Origin of the sequence: Paraburkholderia sp. SIMBA_030, from assembly GCF_046535245.1 — a bacterium.
Lineage (GTDB): Bacteria > Pseudomonadota > Gammaproteobacteria > Burkholderiales > Burkholderiaceae > Paraburkholderia.
This window is the reverse complement of record NZ_JAWRXB010000013.1, coordinates 197,594-214,391: the sequence shown is the minus strand read 5'-3', so window position 1 is coordinate 214,391 and position 16,798 is coordinate 197,594. Positions and strand designations below refer to the sequence as shown.

The following is a 16,798-nucleotide window of genomic DNA, read 5'->3' as shown; positions in this document are numbered from 1 at the left end:
CATCTTTAAGAGTTCGGCAGTCTCTTGGAGCGCGGCCGCTGCGCTCTGCTGAACAGCACCATCGCAATGCCGCCGAGGATCGCCGCGGACGCGGCAGCCAGGCGCGGTGTGATCGCTTCCGACAGGAACACCACGCCGCCAAATGCAGCAATCAGCGGCACCGACAACTGCACGGTGGCGGCTCGCATTGCGGAAAGCTTGCTCAGCGCGGCATACCAGAGGACATACCCGATGCCGGACGTGAGTGCACCGGATGCAATGGCCAGGGCGACCCCGGCTGCGTTCGCATAAGCGTTGGCGACGAAAAGCAAACTCAGCACGAGGGCGAGCGGCGCCGCCCGTAAGAAGTTGCCTGCCGTGGCGGCTAACGGATCGGCCACGCTGCGACCGCGCAGCGAATACACGCCCCACGCCACGCCGGCGATCGCCATCAACGCAGCACCGAGTGGCGCAGGCGCAGCGACACCCGGCGACACCAGGTAGACGAGTCCCGCGACAGCCAGAGCGAGACCAAGCCATGCGATGGATCCGAACATCTCGCCCGAGCGCAAGCCCCCGCCTAACATCGTCAATTGAACCGCGCCGAACAGAATCAATGCGCCCGTGCCCGCGGGCAAGGTTAGATATGCGAAGGAGAAGAACGCGACGTACGCAAACAGCATGGCCGCGGCGCGCCAGTCGGCATGGCGGGGCGAGGACCGTTCCGACCTGAAGCGCATGATGACGGCGAGCGCGATCGCTCCGGACACCAGCCTGATGCTGGCGAAGCTGGCCGGATCGATGCCTCGTTGCTGCAAGGCGAGTCGGCACAACAGTGAATTGCCCGCGAAGGCGAACATCGCCGCCGCGGTCAGGACGATCGTCTGAAAGGTGGGCAAGCCGCTGCGCGCTTCATGCATGGCTCGCCACCAGGACGACGGCCCAGGACAGCAGTGCGACACCGAGCGGCTTGCCGAGCCGCCGGCCCCATGGAACGTTTTTTTCGATCGCCATCACGGCCGCAAGCAGGAGCATCCAGCCGAGACTGCCGGCGCCGAGTGCGAACATCAACAGCATCAGCGCCCAGCAGCATCCGACGCAGAACAGGCCGTGCTGCACGCCAAGCACGAACGCGTGCCGCGCTTGCGCACGCCCACGCCAGTGCTCGATCACGAAACTCAATGGCGTGCGGCACTTTTCCAGGCACTGGTACTTGAGCCGGCTGAACTGAAATGCGCCGGCCAACGCAATGGTCGCGGCGCCGATCACCCAGCCATGCCAGGCCAATGTGGGTGCGCTGGCGAGCAGGGCCAGCACGGTACTGTGAAGTGCATGCGCCAGCAGCCCGAAGGCGCCCCACACCGTCATGTAACCGAGAACGAGCAGCATGAGGAGGCGCCCATGGTCCGGGCGCTGGGCCGTCAACCGGTCGAAGATGTCGAACAACGGCAAGATGGTGGGCAGCATCATGGCCGCAGTCATGAGTATCCATGCCGCGGCGTAGAGCAACACAGGCACGATCACATCGCCGCCGGGAACGGCATGGCACAGAAGCGCCGCCGGCCCTGACGCGGTCCAGTCACCGTGCTCGAGATAGCGTCCGTACGGGCTGCGCGCCCATGCCCACAACGTCAGCCACGCGAGCGCGATCAGCACGGCCAGTACCGGCACGAACACGTGATAGTGGCGCGACGCGCCGGGCGGCAGCGCGGCTGGCGTCGGGCTCATGCGTCGAACACGAACGTGCTCTGCAGGGCGTTGTGGTTCTTGATGTCGAGGTCGATGCCGAGGGCGGCGTTTTTAGATCGATAGCTCGGGGCCTTGCCGACAAACACCGGAGCCCCCGGTACCGTCGAGAACACTGTCTCCGAGAGGGTGGTTTGGCCACCGGTCGGGCCGAGATAGGGCTCGAGTTCGGCGTAGTAGTTCGTGCCGATCTCGAGTTCGCCCTTGCCTGCGACTACGGTGAAGCGGATCGGCGCCCGCTCCACCGAGACGACCTCGCCGATCAGCTTGGCGAGTTCGGCGACGGGTCCGCCGGCCTGCCCGGTGTACACCTTCAGCAGTGCCTCTTCCTGCGCCTTGGAGGCCTGATCGTCGACGTAGATCGCGGCGGTCCAGTTGCCTTGCAGGATGTTGCCAGGCACATGAGCCACGGCTGCGATGGTCGTGCCGGCCACATCGACACCTTCGATCGTTCCCTTGTCCACATGCCACGCGACGATGGTGTCGCAGGTGCCGTTGTCGGGATCCTCGCCGATCCAGCAGGGGCATAGGACGTTGCAGTTACAAACCTCGAGCAGACGACCTTCCAGGTGATAGCTCATACGGACCTCCGTTGAAGGCACGCGCGCACCCACTCGTCGCCGTCGGTCACGGCAACGGTGCACACGTCATTTCCCCAGAAACAATGGCTTTGCTGCGCGGTAGGTTTCAGCCGGACAATCACAACTGAAAGCATAGTTAATCTAATCCATCTATCAAGCTATCAAGCCGGATGCGCTCAGGCGCGTCTCTTATGTCAGACGATAGGCGGCGTCCTCGTCGCGCCGAGGTGGAAAAGCGGGACCTTTGCGTGCGCTGCTGTTCGAGTGCGTGAGCACAGCAGTGTTCGTGCGGTAACGCTCGTGCGGTAACGCTCGTGCGGACCGGCTCCCGCGCGTATACGATAGCTAGATGAACATGGAGGTCGGTCATGAGCACGGCTGCCAGTTTTCATATCGGCTGCACGCAATATCTTGGCCCCGACGGCGAGCCTGCTCAGCCGTTGCCCGCGTTTGCGCGGGACCCGACGGCGCTGATTCCGCTCTATCGCGCGATGGTGCTGACGCGCGCGTTCGACACGAAGGCGGTTGCACTGCAACGTACCGGCAAGCTCGGCACCTTCGCGTCGTCGGTCGGGCAGGAGGCGATTGGCGTCGGCGTCGCCAGTGCGATGCAGTCCGACGACGTGCTGTTTCCTTCCTATCGCGATCACGCCGCGCAATTGCTGCGCGGCGTCACGATGACGGAAAGTCTGCTGTATTGGGGCGGCGACGAGCGCGGCAGCGACTTCAGCGTGCCCCGCCACGATTTCCCGAACTGTGTGCCGATCGGCACGCAGGTGTGCCACGCCGCCGGCGCGGCCTACGCGTTCCAGCTGCGTCACGAGCCGCGCGTCGCGGTGGCGATCTTCGGCGACGGCGGCACGTCCAAAGGCGACTTCTACGAGGCGATGAACATGGCCGGCGTCTGGCAGGCGCCGCTTGTACTCGTGGTCAACAACAACCAGTGGGCGATTTCGGTGCCGCGCAGCCGCCAGAGCGCTGCGCAAACGCTCGCGCAAAAAGCGATCGCCGCGGGAATCGACGGGCTGCAGGTCGACGGCAACGACGTGATCGCGGTGCATCATGTGGTCCACGCGGCGCTCGCCAAGGCGCGTCGCGGTGATGGCCCGACGCTGATCGAAGCGCTCAGCTATCGCCTCGGCGATCACACGACAGCCGATGACGCGACGCGCTATCGCGACGCCGAGGTCCTCAGCAAGCAATGGGAATACGAGCCGCTGCTGCGGTTGCGCACTTATCTGATGCGCGCGAACGTCTGGGACAAGGCGCAGGACGAGCAACTCGGCCGCGCGTGTCTTGCGCAGGTCGAGCAGGCCGTCGATGCGTATCTGGCGATACCGCCGCCGGACACGTCCGCCATGTTCGATCACCTGTACGAGACCTTGCCGCCGGCGCTGCGCGAGCAACTCGCAATGGCACAGCGTTTCGCACCGGCTACGGGGAACCGCCATGGCTGACCTCAACATGGTCGAGGCGCTCAATCAGGCGCTCGCCTACGAACTGGCGCACGACCCGGCCGTCGTGCTGCTCGGCGAGGACATCGGCGTGAACGGCGGCGTGTTTCGCGCGACGGTCGGGTTGCAGGCTCGATTCGGCGCGCAGCGGGTGCTCGATACGCCGTTGGCCGAAACGGCGATTGCCGGCACCGCGATCGGCATGGCGGCGATGGGCCTGAAACCGGTCGCGGAGATGCAGTTCAGCGGGTTCATCTATCCGGCCATCGATCACGTGCTGAATCATGCGTCGCGTCTGCGGCATCGGACACGCGGACGACTCACCTGCCCGCTCGTGATCCGTGCGCCGTGCGGCGCAGGCATTCACGCACCGGAGCATCATTCCGAAAACCCTGAAGCGTTGTTCACTCACATACCCGGACTGCGTGTCGTAACGCCGTCCTCGCCGGCACGCGCGTACGGCTTGCTGCTTGCGGCAATCCGCGATCCGGACCCGGTGATCTTTTTCGAACCGACGCGACTGTACCGGCTCTTCAGGCAACCGGTGGAGGACAACGGCGAAGCACTGCCGCTCGACAGTTGCTTCACGCTGCGCGATGGGTCCGACGTGACCCTGGTGAGTTGGGGCGGCGCGGTGCAGGACGCGCAGGCCGCGGCCGATCTGCTCGCGCAGGAAGGCGTGATGGCCGAGGTGATCGACGTGGCGACGCTCAAGCCGCTCGACATCAACACCATTCTCGCGTCGGTCGCGAAGACCGGCCGCTGTGTAATCGTGCACGAGGGCGCGCGCACCGGAGGAGTGGGCGCGGAGATTGCGGCCAACATCGCCGAGCGTGGACTGTATTCGCTGCTCGCGCCGGTACAGCGCGTCACCGGATATGACGTGGTGGTGCCGCTGTATAGACTCGAGAATCAATATATGCCGGGCGCGGAGCGCATCGTCGCCGCGGTCAGGCAGGCTCTGGAGGCGTCGTGAGGCCATGAAAATCTTCAAACTGCCCGATCTCGGCGAAGGCTTGCAGGAAGCGGAGATCGTCGAGTGGCACGTCAGGAGCGGCGACGAGATTCGCACGGATCAACCGCTGTTGTCGGTCGAAACGGCCAAAGCGATCGTCGAGATTCCATCGCCTCAATCCGGCCGCATCGCGAAACTGTTCGGACAGCCAGGCGACATCGTGCATCTGGGCGCGCCGCTCGTCGCCTTCGAAGGCGCGGACGACGAAGCCGATGCCGGCACCGTGGTCGGCCATATGGAAGTCGGCCAGCATGTCGTGCAGGAAGCGCCGGCGGCGGGCGGCGGCATCGGCGCGGGCGCCGGCGTGATCAAGGCGATCCCGGCAGCGCGGGCGCTCGCGCGCAAGCTGGATGTCGATCTGGCGATGGTCACGCCATCGGGTCCGGAGGGTGTCATCACGGCGGCCGACGTGCAACGCGTCGCGAAGGTCCTTGCCGAGCTCGGGCCGCCCGAGGTGCTGCGCGGCGTGCGGCGTGCGATGGCGCAGAACATGGCGCGCGCGCAGAGCGAAGTGGCGGCGGCGACCGTCATCGACGATGCCGACATTCATGCGTGGCCGCCGCATACCGATGTCACGATCCGCCTGATCCGCGCGCTGGTGGCGGGATGCCGCGCCGAACCGGCGCTCAACGCATGGTTCGACGGACATGCGGGACGGCGCCACGTGCTGCAGAAGATCGATCTTGGCATCGCCGTCGACTTGCCGGATGGCCTCTTCGTGCCGGTGTTACGCAACGTTGCGCTGCGCGACCCGGCGGATCTGCGCGGCGGGCTCGACCGGATGCGCGCCGACATCCGGGCACGCAAGATTCCCCCGGAAGAGCTGCGCGGCAATACGATCACGCTGTCGAACTTCGGCATGATCGCCGGTAAATATGCGGCTCCCGTGGTGGTGCCACCGACTGTCGCGATTCTCGGAGCAGGCCGCATTCACGAGCAGGTCGTGGCGGCAGCCGGCGTTCCCGCCGTGCATCGGATCTTGCCGCTGAGCCTGACGTTCGATCATCGCGTTGTTACGGGCGGTGAGGCGGCGCGTTTTCTTGCCGCCACCATTGCGGATCTGCGGATGGCGCAGTAGCCGTGCCCGTCTGTTCGGATGCTTGCGCACGACGAATCACCCGAGCCCGACTGCTCGCGCGATCATGAACATCCCTGCCCCGACGACAACAACTCCGATGGCTCGCGCGACGCGCTCACCGGCCGGCGCGAGACGTTCGACGGTGATAGCAGCGGTCACGAGCGCCATCGCGCGCAGGTCCATCATCCCGACGACGAGCAAAATCGCTGTCAAGCCGGCACAGCAGTAACTGCAGTGGACGCCGAGGCGCAAGCCGTGCCGCCAGGCCGAGCCGGCGTCCGCCTGCAATGTGCGGCCGCACCCCGGTGCCGCCTGGCAGCAGGCAAGGTGATGCGCCTTCCACGCGGTGAACTGGAGCGCGCCGCCGATCAGAACGACCACACCTGCCGCAACCGGTACGGCGCGCGCCAGCGCCGGGACCTGCATCTCGAGCGTTGCCAGCGCGGCGCCCAGTGCAAAGGCGGCCAAGCCGAACGCGGTCCACACGACGAAGTACCCCACGCCCACCAGCACGGTCAACCGACCCAGGCGCGTCTCGCCTTTCCTGCCGACAGCCCGGCGATAGCGCCACAGCATGGGCGTGAGAGACGGCAGCATCATCGCTGCCATCATCACGATCCACATGCCGAGGAACGACGCCGCGACGCCCGGCCATGTCTGCCCGCACATCCGCATCCACGCCATCGACATCGTCCAGCCGCCGGGCATCGGCATCCCACCCATCGCCGACATGGACGCGCACCAGACGATCGTCGCCGCTGCGCTGGCAGCGAAGAGCAGCGCCGAGACGCCGAAGAAGGCTCGCTGGGAAACACGCTGGGAAACCCCATTTCGCGAGATCTCCCGTCCCCCGGTTGCGCTAACGTCACCCATGACCCGGCTCAACCTTTGTCGTACTCGTCGTGGCGCTTCCACCAGACGCCCGTCTCGTTGCGCCCCTTGGGCGCGCGGTCGAGCCACTGGTACATGCCCCAGATGCCGTCCACGCCGCGCGCGTAGGTGGAATACGCGTGGTAGACGACGCCGTCCTCGAGTACGAACGTGCTCAAGCCCGGCCTATCGCGCGTGTATGTCGCCGCGTCGGTTCCGCAGGTAGCCGCGAACTGGGCGACCGGCTCCGGGACCTGGCTCGTCGCATCCATCGCGTGGCCGCCGCGCTCGTAGTTGTATTCGATGCTCCCTTCGCGCTGTTGCTCCTCCGTGAACGCGATGTTGAAGTCGAAGTTGAAATCGCTGCCATATGAGGATGCCCAGGGAAACGTCCACCCCATCCGGCGTTTGTACGCTTGCAGCTTCGCAAGCGGCGCCCGCGATACCGCCGAAAGCATGACGTCATGGTTCGCCAGGTGCACGACAAACCCGTCGAACCCGTCCGCGATCGCCGAGCACGACGGGCACCCCGCCTTGTAGTCGGGCCCGAACATGAAGTGGTAGACGAGAAGCTGCGAGCGTCCTTTGAAGAGGTCGGCCAGCGAGGCGCTTCCTTCATCGGTCTCGAACCGGTACGTCTTGTCGATTCGAACCCAAGGCAGCGCCTGCCGCTGCCGGGCCAGCTCGTCGCTCTGCCGTGTCAGCGCCTTCTCCGCCTCGAGCAGCTCGAGCCGCACGGCGAGCCACGCTTCACGTGAGCCGGTCATATGTGTCGTCATCATGCTTTCCTCCGTTAGGTGTCCTGCGTCGTTCGTTCAGTTGTCGATACGACGTACGGGTGGGTGGTCGTGCTAGATTAGTACCGGACATCGGACAGTGGGAGTGACAAGTGTGGCGGGATTTAAATAGACGATGGACTCGCTGATCACGGCCGCGGCGCGTGCGCTCGCGGCGGGGGACCCACTCGGCGCGCTGAACCGGGTCGCCTTGCGCGACGACGCGCCTGCGCTCGCGCTTCGCGGCATCGCAATGGCGCAGCTCGGCGATTTCGTTCGAGCAAAAGCCCTCGTGCGAAGCGCGGCGCGCGCGTTCGGCCCGAAAGAGGCCGTGGCCCGCGCAAGGTGTGTGGTCGCCGAGGCCGAGATCGCACTCGTCTCGCGCGACCTGAGCTGGCCTGAGAAGGCGCTCGACGCAGCGCGGGCGACGCTCGAAGCGCACGGCGACCGCGTGAACGCCGCGCATGCCCGATATCTCCAGGTCCGGCGCCTCCTCCTGATCGGGCGCCTCGACGAGGCCGAGCATGCGCTCGCCGAGCTCGCCCCCGCGCCTTTACCGCCCGCGTTGAGGGCCGCCCACGAGCTGGTCGTTGCAGGAATTGCGATGCGCCGCCTCCGGACCAGGACTGCGCGGCCCGCGCTCGCCCGGGCCGAGCGCGCGGCGCGCCACGCAGGCATCCCTGCGCTGACGGCGGAGGTCGAAAGCGCGTCCCTCGTCCTGAACACGCCCGCTGCGCGCCTGATCGCATCCGGCGAGGAGCGGTTCCTCCTGCTCGAAGAGGTCGAAGCCTTACTGGCGTCGAGGGCGCTCGTCGTGGACGCGTGCCGTCATGTCGTGCGTGACGCAGGCACGGTGGTCTCGCTCGCCACGCGTCCGGTGCTGTTCACGCTCGCCCGCGCGCTGGGCGAAGCGTGGCCGGCGGACGTGCCGAGGGACATGCTCATCGCGCGGGCGTTCCGGGCGAAGCACGCGGATGAATCGCATCGCGCCCGGTTGCGAGTCGAAGTCGGGCGGCTTCGCACGATGCTTCGGACGTTGGCCGGCGTGAGTGCGACGAAGCGAGGGTTCGCACTGGTGCCGCGCCGCGCACACGAGGTCGTCGTGCTGGCGCGGCCGGTCGAAGGAGAGCATGCCCCTGTGCTCGCCTTCCTCGCCGACGGTGAATCGTGGTCGAGCTCGGGCCTCGCGCTCGCGCTTGGCGCCAGCCAGCGCACCGTGCAGCGGGCACTCGACTCGCTGGCGGAAGCAGGCAAGGTGCAGTCGTTTGGCCGCGGGCGGGCGCGTCGCTGGATGACCCCGCCGGTGCCCGGATTCACGACGACCTTGTTACTCCCCGCGCCACTGCCGAGTGATTAGGATAGGAGCATGAATCGTCCAAAATCAAATAACCAGGATGGAACCATGAAACGATCAACAGCTGAAATCGTCCGTGAATATGGACCCTTTCCGGGTGTCGACCAGGTGGGTGGCGTCACCTATGACGGCCAGCAAGTCTGGTTTGCTACCGGAAACAAGCTGAACGCCCTCGATCCGGCAAGCGGGAAGACGCTGCGCTCGATCGATGTCGCCGCGCATGCAGGAACGGCCTTCGACGGCCAGCACCTGTTTCAGATCGCCGAGGATCGCATCCAGAAGATCGATCCGCAGACCGGCCGGGTGCTTGCCACGATCCCGGCGCCCGGCGGCGGTGCTGACTCGGGGCTCGCTTGGGCCGAAGGGACACTCTGGGTGGGGCAGTACCGGGAACGGAAGATCCATCAAATCGATCCCCAAACAGGAGCGATTCTTCGCACCCTCGAGTCCAACCGCTTCGTCACCGGGGTCACCTGGAGCGACGGAGAACTTTGGCACGGCACCTGGGAAGGGGACGAGAGCGAATTGCGGCGAATCGATCCTCGGACCGGAGAGGTCCGGGAGGCGCTCGACATGCCACCGGGCGTGACCGTATCGGGACTCGAGGCCGATGGCGGCGATCAGTTCTTCTGCGGCGGCGGAAACAGCGGGAAGTTGAGAGCCGTTCGCCGCCCCAAGTGAGGCACCGGAACGCGCAACCGACCCGCATTGCCGGCAACCGTCAATTGAAAGTCATACCACTGGCTGCTGCATGACAGGTCCCAGTGCGCCTCCATTTGCGTGCCGGTGTTGGCGAACGTCAGCGCATACCCTTGCGCCTGCAACTGACCGTTCACATGCAGTTCGTACGGCAGCGCTCGCGCGGCCTGCGCCGTCGAACGCGCGCATTGCATATCGGCCTGAGAGACGTACGTCTGAGTGCTCGGCAACGGATGAGCGCCGCCGCCTGCGTGTCCGGCCGAGTTGCGCGTCATGTTTGCTCGCTGGCGAGCCATGCTCGCCAGCCGCCAAACTCCGTGATGTCGGTCCCAGACTCCAAGCCATAAAATTCGCACACAAAGCCGGTCACCCACGCACCATTCGCCAGTTCGATCTTTCCAAGCGCAAGCGGAGAGGGAATGGTTGTGATGAACGAGCCCAATTCCAGACTGGGCATCTCCCAAACCTCAATCGCGATCGCCGTGCCGCCGTCCGACGCTCGCCGCATGCCGGGCCGCCTCGTGCCATCCGGTGTGGCTGCCAGAGCAGACAACCGATAATGCGGCGCAGTTTGCGTAGCCTCTACCAAGCGTGCGCCGCGGCAAACCAGGTCACGATTGAGCGGCAAACCCTGCATATGGGCGCCGCACACCGCGACCCGTACCCAATCGTTGACCGCCTTCGGTTGGTCGCCCGCATCGGGCTTGCCGCCCCCGACGCATTCGATTCCGCTCATCCGTTGCAATGTGTCCGCCACGCTCAACAAATACTGATCCGTGAAAGCGCGGCCGAACACGGTGACGCCCCACGGCAGACCATTCGCCATGAACGCGGTCGGCGTCGCGACGGCGGCATAGTCGAGCAGATTCATGAAGTTCGTGTAGTAGCCGAGCAACGAGTTCGGCCGGATGGGATCGCGTTCCAACTCTGCCAGCGTGACGGGACGCGGATACGTCGGCGTAAGAACGAAGTCGAGTGACTCGAGCGCCGCGTCGCAGATCACCTTCAGTGCTTGCAGGCGATACTGCGCACGAAAAAGTTCGACTGCGCTCGCCCTTGGCGCCTTCGCCAACACATCGCGAATGACCGGCAACACGGCGTCCGGGTTCGCTTCCACCAGTTCGCCCACGACGCTATAACGCTCCGCGACCCATGGGCCTTCATAAAGCAGGTTCGCCGCTTCGACGAACGGCGCGAAGTCGATCTCGACGGCCTCGCCGCCTGCCGCTTCGAGCATCGCGCGAGCCTTCGCAAACAACGCAGGGCTTTCAGCACAGCCCGCGAATTCGAGTTGCGACGGCACGCCGAACCGGAATGGGGCGGGTTTGCCGAACGCGCGTGCGTCGTTCCATTGCGGGTTCTTGCGACTGTATGCATCGCGAGGATCGGCTTGCGCGGTGAGTGCGAGCAGTTCGCTGGCTTCGCGCGCGGTTGCCGTGAAGTACGTCACGCAATCGAGCGTGCGACAGGCCGGCACGACGCCAGCGGTCGACACCAGACCTTTGCTCGCCTTAAGGCCAACGAGGTTGTTCAATCCTGCCGGCACGCGGCCCGAGCCCGCGGTATCAGTGCCGAGCGCGAAGCTCGCGACGCCCAGCGCGACGGCCAGCGAAGAACCCGCGCTCGATCCGCCCGATGGATAGTCAGGATGTACGCTGTTGCGGCACTTGCCGTACGGTGAGCGCGTGCCGTTAAGGCCAGTGGCGAACTGATCGAGATTGGTCTTGCCGAGCGGCACGGCGCCTAGCGCGATCAACTGCGCGACGAGCGTCGCCGACTCGGCCGGCGTATAGGCGAACGCGGGACAGGCGGCCGTTGTCGGAATACCAGCCAGATCGATGTTGTCCTTGATCGCGAACGGAATGCCGTACAGCGGCAATGTTTCGATATCCTGTGTTTCCAGGCAATCCAGATACGGCGCGACTTCCGCTTCGCTCAGAAGGTGGATGAACAGATGAAACTCGGGATTCAGCGCAGCGGCTTTCGCAAGCAACTCGCCGATCAGCTTGCGCGGCGTGAGCGTCCCGGCACGGTAAGCGGCGCGCAGCGCGGACAGGCGCAGATCGAATGAAGACATGAGTGTTTTCCCAGGAAAAATCAAAGGCGGTCGATGATGGCAACGCGCTGCCCCGCGCGCACCGGCGAACCGGGAGCCACGTGAATCTCGCCGACCGTTCCCGCACAGGGCGCGCACACGGAGATTTCCATTTTCATAGACTCGATGACAAGCAGCACGTCGCCTGCCTCGACCGTATCGCCGGGCGCCACCCGCACTTGCCAGAGGCTGCCGGCAATCTCGCTGTCCACTGCAATTTCACCCTCTTGCAGCGGCGCCAGTTCCGCGCTCTCGGTGACCGGCGCGTCGAAACTCTCCTCCGCTGTTCCCGCTTCGCGCCAGCGCTCGCGTTCGGCCTGAAACGCGGCTTGCTGGCGTGCGCGGAATTGCTGGATGCCAGCGGATTCGCGCGTGAGAAACGTTTGATAGTCGGCCAGCGACAACTCGGTCTCTTCGATCTTCAACGGATAGCGCCCGAGCGGGAAATCTGCGCGGATACGCAGCAACTCATCGGGAGGGACTTCGTAGAAGCGGATCTGATCGAAGAAGCGCAACAGGTACGGCCGCCCCGCGAAATCCGCGACTTCGCGATAGCGGTTCCACATCTGTAACGTGCGGCCAACGAACTGATAACCGCCAGGCCCCTCCATCCCATACACGCACAGATACGCGCCGCCGATGCCGACGGAGTTCTCCGCCGTCCACGTGCGTGCCGGGTTGTATTTGGTCGTCACCAGCCGGTGACGCGGATCCATCGGCGTCGCGACCGGCGCGCCGAGATACACGTCGCCGAGTCCCATCACGAGATAGCTGGCATCGAAGACGATCTGTTTGACGGCGTCGATCGAATCGAGGTCGTTGATGCGGCGGATAAACTCGAGATTGCTCGGACACCAGGGCGCGTCCTTGCGCACCGTGGTCATGTATTTGTCGATCGCGAGCCGGCACGCGGGATCGTCCCATGACAGCGGCAAACGCACGATCCGCGACGGCGCGCGCAAATCCTTCTGCAACAAAACGTCCTGCCATGCGCGCGCGACGATCGCGAGCAACTTCGACAGCGGCAGGCTTTCAGGCTGATAGTGAATCTGCAGTGAGCGGATGCCGGGTGTCAGATCGATCACGCCAGGCAGGGCCATCGCTTCTAGCGACTGCATCAGTGCATGGCCCCGGAAACGCAAGACGAGATCGAGTTCCGTCGGGCCGATTTCGAGCAGCAGGTGCGTGTCGCCGGAAACACGCGCGACGAGCCGCTCGTGATCCGTGCCCGTATCGAGGGCGATCGGCGATGTGAGCGCGGCTGCCTTCGTGATTGCCGGCTTCCCCTCGAATTCGAGCGTCTGCAATTCGCGCAGACGTTGGCGTGCTGCCTCACGCGCTTCATCGATCTGCACCGGCACGAAGCGCACCTTGTCACCGGCCTTCAACTGGCCGATTTGCCAAAGATCTGCCTCGATGATCGTTACCGGACAAACGAAGCCGCCAAGGCTCGGACCATCGGGTCCGAGAATCACGGGCATGTCGCCGGTGAAATCGACGGCGCCGACCGCATACGGGTTATCGTGAATGTTCGACGGATGCAACCCCGCCTCGCCGCCGTCCTCGCGCGACCACTCGGGCTTCGGTCCAATCAGACGCACGCCGGTGCGGCTGGAGTTGAAATGGATCTCCCATTCGGTGTCGAAAAACTGCCCGATATAACGCGGGCTGAAGTACTCCGGCGCGCCGTGCGGACCGTAAATCACGCGCAGCGTACGCACCGTTTCCAACACAGGGACGTTGGCGAGCACCGCACCCGCACGCTCGTCCTGCAACGGGGGAAGATGCAGGACATCGCCCGCACGTAGCGCTCGCCCCCCATGTCCGCCGAACTGGCCGAGCGTGAAGGTGCTGCGGCTGCCGAGATACACCGCGACGTCGAAGCCGCCGCGCACGCACAGGTAAGCACGCGCGCCCGCGCCGCGAATCGTGCCGAGCGCGAGCGTCGAACCCGCGGCGATGAACAGGGTCGTGTTCAACGGCTGCTCGATATCGTCGAGCAGCGCGGGCAGATTCGCGCCCGTTATGGCGACGACGGCGTCCGCGTTAAAGCGCAAGGTCGGTCCACTCATTGTGATCTCGAGCGCGGCAGCGTCGGCGCCGTTGCCGAGCAGCCGGTTGCCGATCCGCAACGCACGGTCGTCCATCGGACCGGACGGCGGTATGCCGACCGCCCAGTAGCCGAGGCGCCCAGGATGATCCTGCACGGTCGTCTGCGTGCCGCCGCTGACGACTTCGATCGTGCTCGCCCGATACTTGAGCCCTTCGAGGCAGCGCGTCCACGGCTCGCCCGAGGCGAACGGATTGTCGTCGAGGATCTGCCGCAGGTAGTCGCGGTTCGTCTCCACGCCATAGAGGCGCGTGTTCTGTAACGCGTCAGTGAGCGCCTGGCGCGCCGCGTCGCGTGTCGACGACCATGCGATCACCTTCGCCAGCATCGGATCGAAATAAGGCGGCACTTCGCAGCCCGCCTCGATCCACGTATCGATGCGCAGCGTGCGGCCGTCCGCGCGCGGAAACGCCACGTCGGTCAGCAAACCCGGGCTCGGCTTGAAATCGCGGCCCGGGTCTTCGGCATAGAGGCGCGCCTGAATCGCGTGACCCTGCGGCGTCAATCCCGCCGCGAGTTCCTGCAGCGGCGCGAGCGTGCCCGCCGCCAGTTCGATCATCCAGCGCACCAGATCCACGCCCCAGACCTGCTCGGTCACGCCATGCTCGACCTGCAGGCGCGTATTCACTTCGAGGAAATAAAACCGCTGCGCAGCGCTATCGTAGACGAATTCGACGGTGCCGGCGGAGCGGTAATTCACCGCCTTCACGAGCTTCACCGCCGCGTCGCACAAGGCGGCCGACTTGCCGTCCGGCAGGTTGGGCGCGGGCGTCTCTTCGAGCACCTTCTGGTTGCGCCGCTGCACCGAGCAGTCACGTACGCCGAGGGCGATCGCGTCGCCGCCGCCGTCGCCGAAGACCTGCACTTCCAGATGCCGCGCCCGCTCGATGTACTTTTCGAGGAACACACCGGCATCGCTAAAGTTGTTCTGGCCGAGGCGCTTTACCACTTCGAAATGCGCGCTCAGTTCCTCGACGTTCCAGCACACCCGCATGCCGATACCGCCACCGCCCGCCGTGCTTTTCAGCATCACCGGGTAACCGATCGACGCCGCTGCATCGAGCGCTGCGGGCAGATCGTCGAGCAAGCCCGTGCCATTGAGCATCGGCACGCCCAATTCCGCCGCGATTCCACGCGCTGTGTGCTTCAGGCCAAAAGCGCGCAATTGCGCAGGCGTCGGTCCGATGAACGCGATGCCCGCGGCTTCGCACGCTTCGCCGAAGGCCGCATTCTCCGACAGGAACCCATAGCCAGGATGGATCGCCTGCACGTTTTCGCGGCGGGCGATCTCGATGATTTTTTCCGTGTCGAGGTAGGTGGCGGACGCCGGACCGTCGCCGAGGCCGTGCGCGATGGGCGCCTCGCTCACGTGAAGGCTCGCACGATCCGCTTCCGCATAGACAGCGACACCTGTTACATCGAGTTCTCGCAGCGTTCTGAGGATGCGGCACGCAATGGCGCCGCGATTGGCGATCAGGATTTTCTCGAACATGATGGGGAGTCGATTCGTGGGCGGGCCGTCCCGCCACGTGGGAAATGCATGCCGCGGTCGTCCGCGGCAGAGGTCCGTGTCAGTGATCTGCGTGGGTCAGTTGTTCGCGCGTGCGGATGCAGCATCGTCCGGAGCGAACCAGCATGACGAAGTAAAGCCAGTTGCGAATACGCTTCAGTTCCATATCAGCAGCTCCGCGGGCGTGGGGTTATAGGCGTTGCACGGATTGTTCAATTGCGGGCAGTTGGAGATCAGCACGATTACATCCATTTCAGCGCGCAATTCGACATACTTGCCCGGCGCCGAGATGCCGTCTTCGAATGTCAGACCGCCTTCGGACGTCACCGGCACGTTCATGAAGAAGTTGATGTTCGCGCCGATATCCTGCTTCGACAAACGTCCGTCGCATGCACAGGCGCGCAGGTAATTGTCACGGCAGCTGTGCATGTAGCGCTTTTCCAGCGCGTAGCGCACCGTGTTGCTCTCCTGCGCGCAAGCGCCGCCGAGCGTGTCGTGACGGCCGCAGGTATCGGCGACGATCGTCAGCATCGGATTGCCAAGGTTCGAATACAGCACGGTGCCTGTTGTCAGGTACAGGCTTTTCTGCCGGCGCAGCGTGCGTTGCGGGTCGAAACGCTCACGCGGATCGGCGAGACTGTAGAACAGCGTATCGACAGCCTGATTGCCTTCCAGATCGAGAATGCGCAGCGTTTGGCGGGCTTTCAGTTCGTGAAGCCACGGTTCACCGGCCGCGAGTGTCTCGCGAAAGACCGCGTGTTCAGGGCGTTTGTCGCTGACTGTAAGCGTGGTTGTCATGGTGTCAGGTTCCGCTCAAAGAAAGAAGCGATCGGTGTTGATAAAACCGCGCACGTTTTCTTCGCATGAGGTTCGGCAAAGCTCGGCGACGTCGCGCTCCGCGCGGTTCAACGCAAGTTTGACCGGCTTGGGCGCGTATTCCGGATTGGGATCGAGCGGATGCTGGATCGCGGTGAGCACGACGAGCGTGTTCATCGGCGCATACAGTTCGACGTAGTCGCCTGCCTTCGAATTGCCGGGCACGAAATTCAAGGCACCCGCATCGGTGACGTCGACACGGCTAAAGAGATTGAGCGTCATCAGCAGGTCCGAAATGCCAAGACCCCACTTGCCCATCTCGACGAGCAGGTTGTCGGTGCCGTTGCGATAGAACGCATTGCGCAGTTCCTGATAGCGGCCTGTACCGTAACGCTCCTGCACTTCTTCCGCATTCGACACGCCGCCGATGCTGTCGTGCCAGCCACAGGTGTCCGCAACGATCGCCGCGAGCACACGGCCCATATCGGAGTACAGACAATGACCGGCCGTGAGTTTCGCCGTGTGCTGGCACTTCAGCGTATCGGGCAGGTTGAGCCGTTCGCTCTTCTCGGTGGCGTTGATCAACATCACGCTGACGTTCGCGCCGCCGCGCAGGTCGGTGACGCGCAACGACTGGCCGCGCTTGACGATCAGCGATGCATGGCCACCGCCGGGGATCGCTTCTTCGAGTAGCAAATCCATATTGTTCAGATTC

15 protein-coding genes are annotated in these 16,798 nt (G+C 64.7%); 5 read left to right on the top strand and 10 right to left on the bottom strand.

The genetic code is table 11. The features are described 5' to 3' along the window. Window positions 1-5: 5 nt before the first annotated feature. The 3 genes from SB772_RS23250 to SB772_RS23240 are packed head-to-tail and all read right to left on the bottom strand — an operon-like array spanning window position 6 to window position 2,306. The gene (locus SB772_RS23250; protein WP_410835546.1) at window positions 6-899 is read right to left on the bottom strand and encodes a DMT family transporter; all 894 of its coding nucleotides are present in this window, start codon (window positions 897-899) and stop codon (window positions 6-8) included. Beyond that, window positions 892-1,707, bottom strand: coding sequence for a DUF2182 domain-containing protein (locus tag SB772_RS23245; protein WP_410835545.1), 816 nt, complete (start codon window positions 1,705-1,707; stop codon window positions 892-894). Before SB772_RS23245 ends, SB772_RS23250 begins: the two co-directional genes overlap by 8 nt. Then, window positions 1,704-2,306, bottom strand: coding sequence for a DUF1326 domain-containing protein (locus SB772_RS23240; RefSeq protein ID WP_410835544.1), 603 nt, complete (start codon window positions 2,304-2,306; stop codon window positions 1,704-1,706). Before SB772_RS23240 ends, SB772_RS23245 begins: the two co-directional genes overlap by 4 nt. 368 nt (window positions 2,307-2,674) lie before the next feature. Here SB772_RS23240 and pdhA point away from each other — a divergent pair, with 368 nt between their 5' ends. The 3 genes from pdhA to SB772_RS23225 are packed head-to-tail and all read left to right on the top strand — an operon-like array spanning window position 2,675 to window position 5,853. Further along, a complete protein-coding gene (gene pdhA, locus SB772_RS23235) occupies window positions 2,675-3,763 on the top strand; it encodes a pyruvate dehydrogenase (acetyl-transferring) E1 component subunit alpha (protein ID WP_410835543.1) in 1,089 nt (362 codons plus the stop codon). Next, on the top strand, window positions 3,756-4,736 hold the full coding sequence (locus tag SB772_RS23230; protein ID WP_410835542.1) for an alpha-ketoacid dehydrogenase subunit beta: 981 nt from the start codon (window positions 3,756-3,758) through the stop codon (window positions 4,734-4,736). The genes pdhA and SB772_RS23230 overlap by 8 nt, the downstream gene beginning before the upstream one ends. Window positions 4,737-4,740: 4 nt before the next feature. After that, window positions 4,741-5,853, top strand: coding sequence for a dihydrolipoamide acetyltransferase family protein (locus SB772_RS23225; RefSeq protein WP_410835541.1), 1,113 nt, complete (start codon window positions 4,741-4,743; stop codon window positions 5,851-5,853). Between the two features lie 36 nt (window positions 5,854-5,889). On the opposite strand, the gene SB772_RS23220 is transcribed toward SB772_RS23225, so the two are convergent. Beyond that, window positions 5,890-6,726 carry a DUF2182 domain-containing protein gene (locus SB772_RS23220; protein WP_410835540.1) on the bottom strand — a complete coding sequence of 279 codons (837 nt, stop codon included), beginning with the start codon at window positions 6,724-6,726 and terminating at the stop codon, window positions 5,890-5,892. Window positions 6,727-6,734: 8 nt separating this feature from the next. Further along, entirely contained in the window at window positions 6,735-7,505 is a 771-nt protein-coding gene (locus tag SB772_RS23215; protein WP_410835539.1) for a DUF899 domain-containing protein, read from the bottom strand. A 130-nt stretch (window positions 7,506-7,635) separates the two neighbouring features. Between SB772_RS23215 and SB772_RS23210 the strand changes: the two genes are divergently transcribed. Beyond that, on the top strand, window positions 7,636-8,856 hold the full coding sequence (locus SB772_RS23210) for a helix-turn-helix domain-containing protein (protein ID WP_410835538.1): 1,221 nt from the start codon (window positions 7,636-7,638) through the stop codon (window positions 8,854-8,856). A gap of 45 nt (window positions 8,857-8,901) precedes the next feature. After that, complete coding sequence (locus SB772_RS23205) at window positions 8,902-9,534, top strand: DUF5074 domain-containing protein (RefSeq protein WP_410835593.1); 633 nt, start codon at window positions 8,902-8,904, stop codon at window positions 9,532-9,534. Here the strand turns inward: SB772_RS23205 and SB772_RS23200 are convergent. The 5 genes from SB772_RS23200 to SB772_RS23180 all read right to left on the bottom strand — a co-directional run bounded on the left by SB772_RS23200 (window position 9,474) and on the right by SB772_RS23180 (window position 16,785). Next, window positions 9,474-9,827 (bottom strand): hypothetical protein, encoded by a 354-nt coding sequence (locus tag SB772_RS23200; RefSeq protein ID WP_410835595.1) that lies wholly within the window; start codon window positions 9,825-9,827, stop codon window positions 9,474-9,476. The two genes, SB772_RS23205 and SB772_RS23200, sit on opposite strands and share 61 nt — an antisense overlap. Then, window positions 9,824-11,629 carry an allophanate hydrolase gene (gene atzF / locus SB772_RS23195; RefSeq protein WP_410835537.1) on the bottom strand — a complete coding sequence of 602 codons (1,806 nt, stop codon included), beginning with the start codon at window positions 11,627-11,629 and terminating at the stop codon, window positions 9,824-9,826. Before atzF ends, SB772_RS23200 begins: the two co-directional genes overlap by 4 nt. Window positions 11,630-11,649: 20 nt before the next feature. Further along, entirely contained in the window at window positions 11,650-15,249 is a 3,600-nt protein-coding gene (uca, locus tag SB772_RS23190) for an urea carboxylase (protein ID WP_410835536.1), read from the bottom strand. Between the two features lie 174 nt (window positions 15,250-15,423). Beyond that, the gene (locus SB772_RS23185) at window positions 15,424-16,065 is read right to left on the bottom strand and encodes an urea amidolyase associated protein UAAP2 (RefSeq protein ID WP_410835535.1); all 642 of its coding nucleotides are present in this window, start codon (window positions 16,063-16,065) and stop codon (window positions 15,424-15,426) included. A gap of 15 nt (window positions 16,066-16,080) precedes the next feature. After that, entirely contained in the window at window positions 16,081-16,785 is a 705-nt protein-coding gene (locus tag SB772_RS23180; RefSeq protein ID WP_410835534.1) for an urea amidolyase associated protein UAAP1, read from the bottom strand. Between the last annotated feature and the right edge of the window lie 13 nt (window positions 16,786-16,798).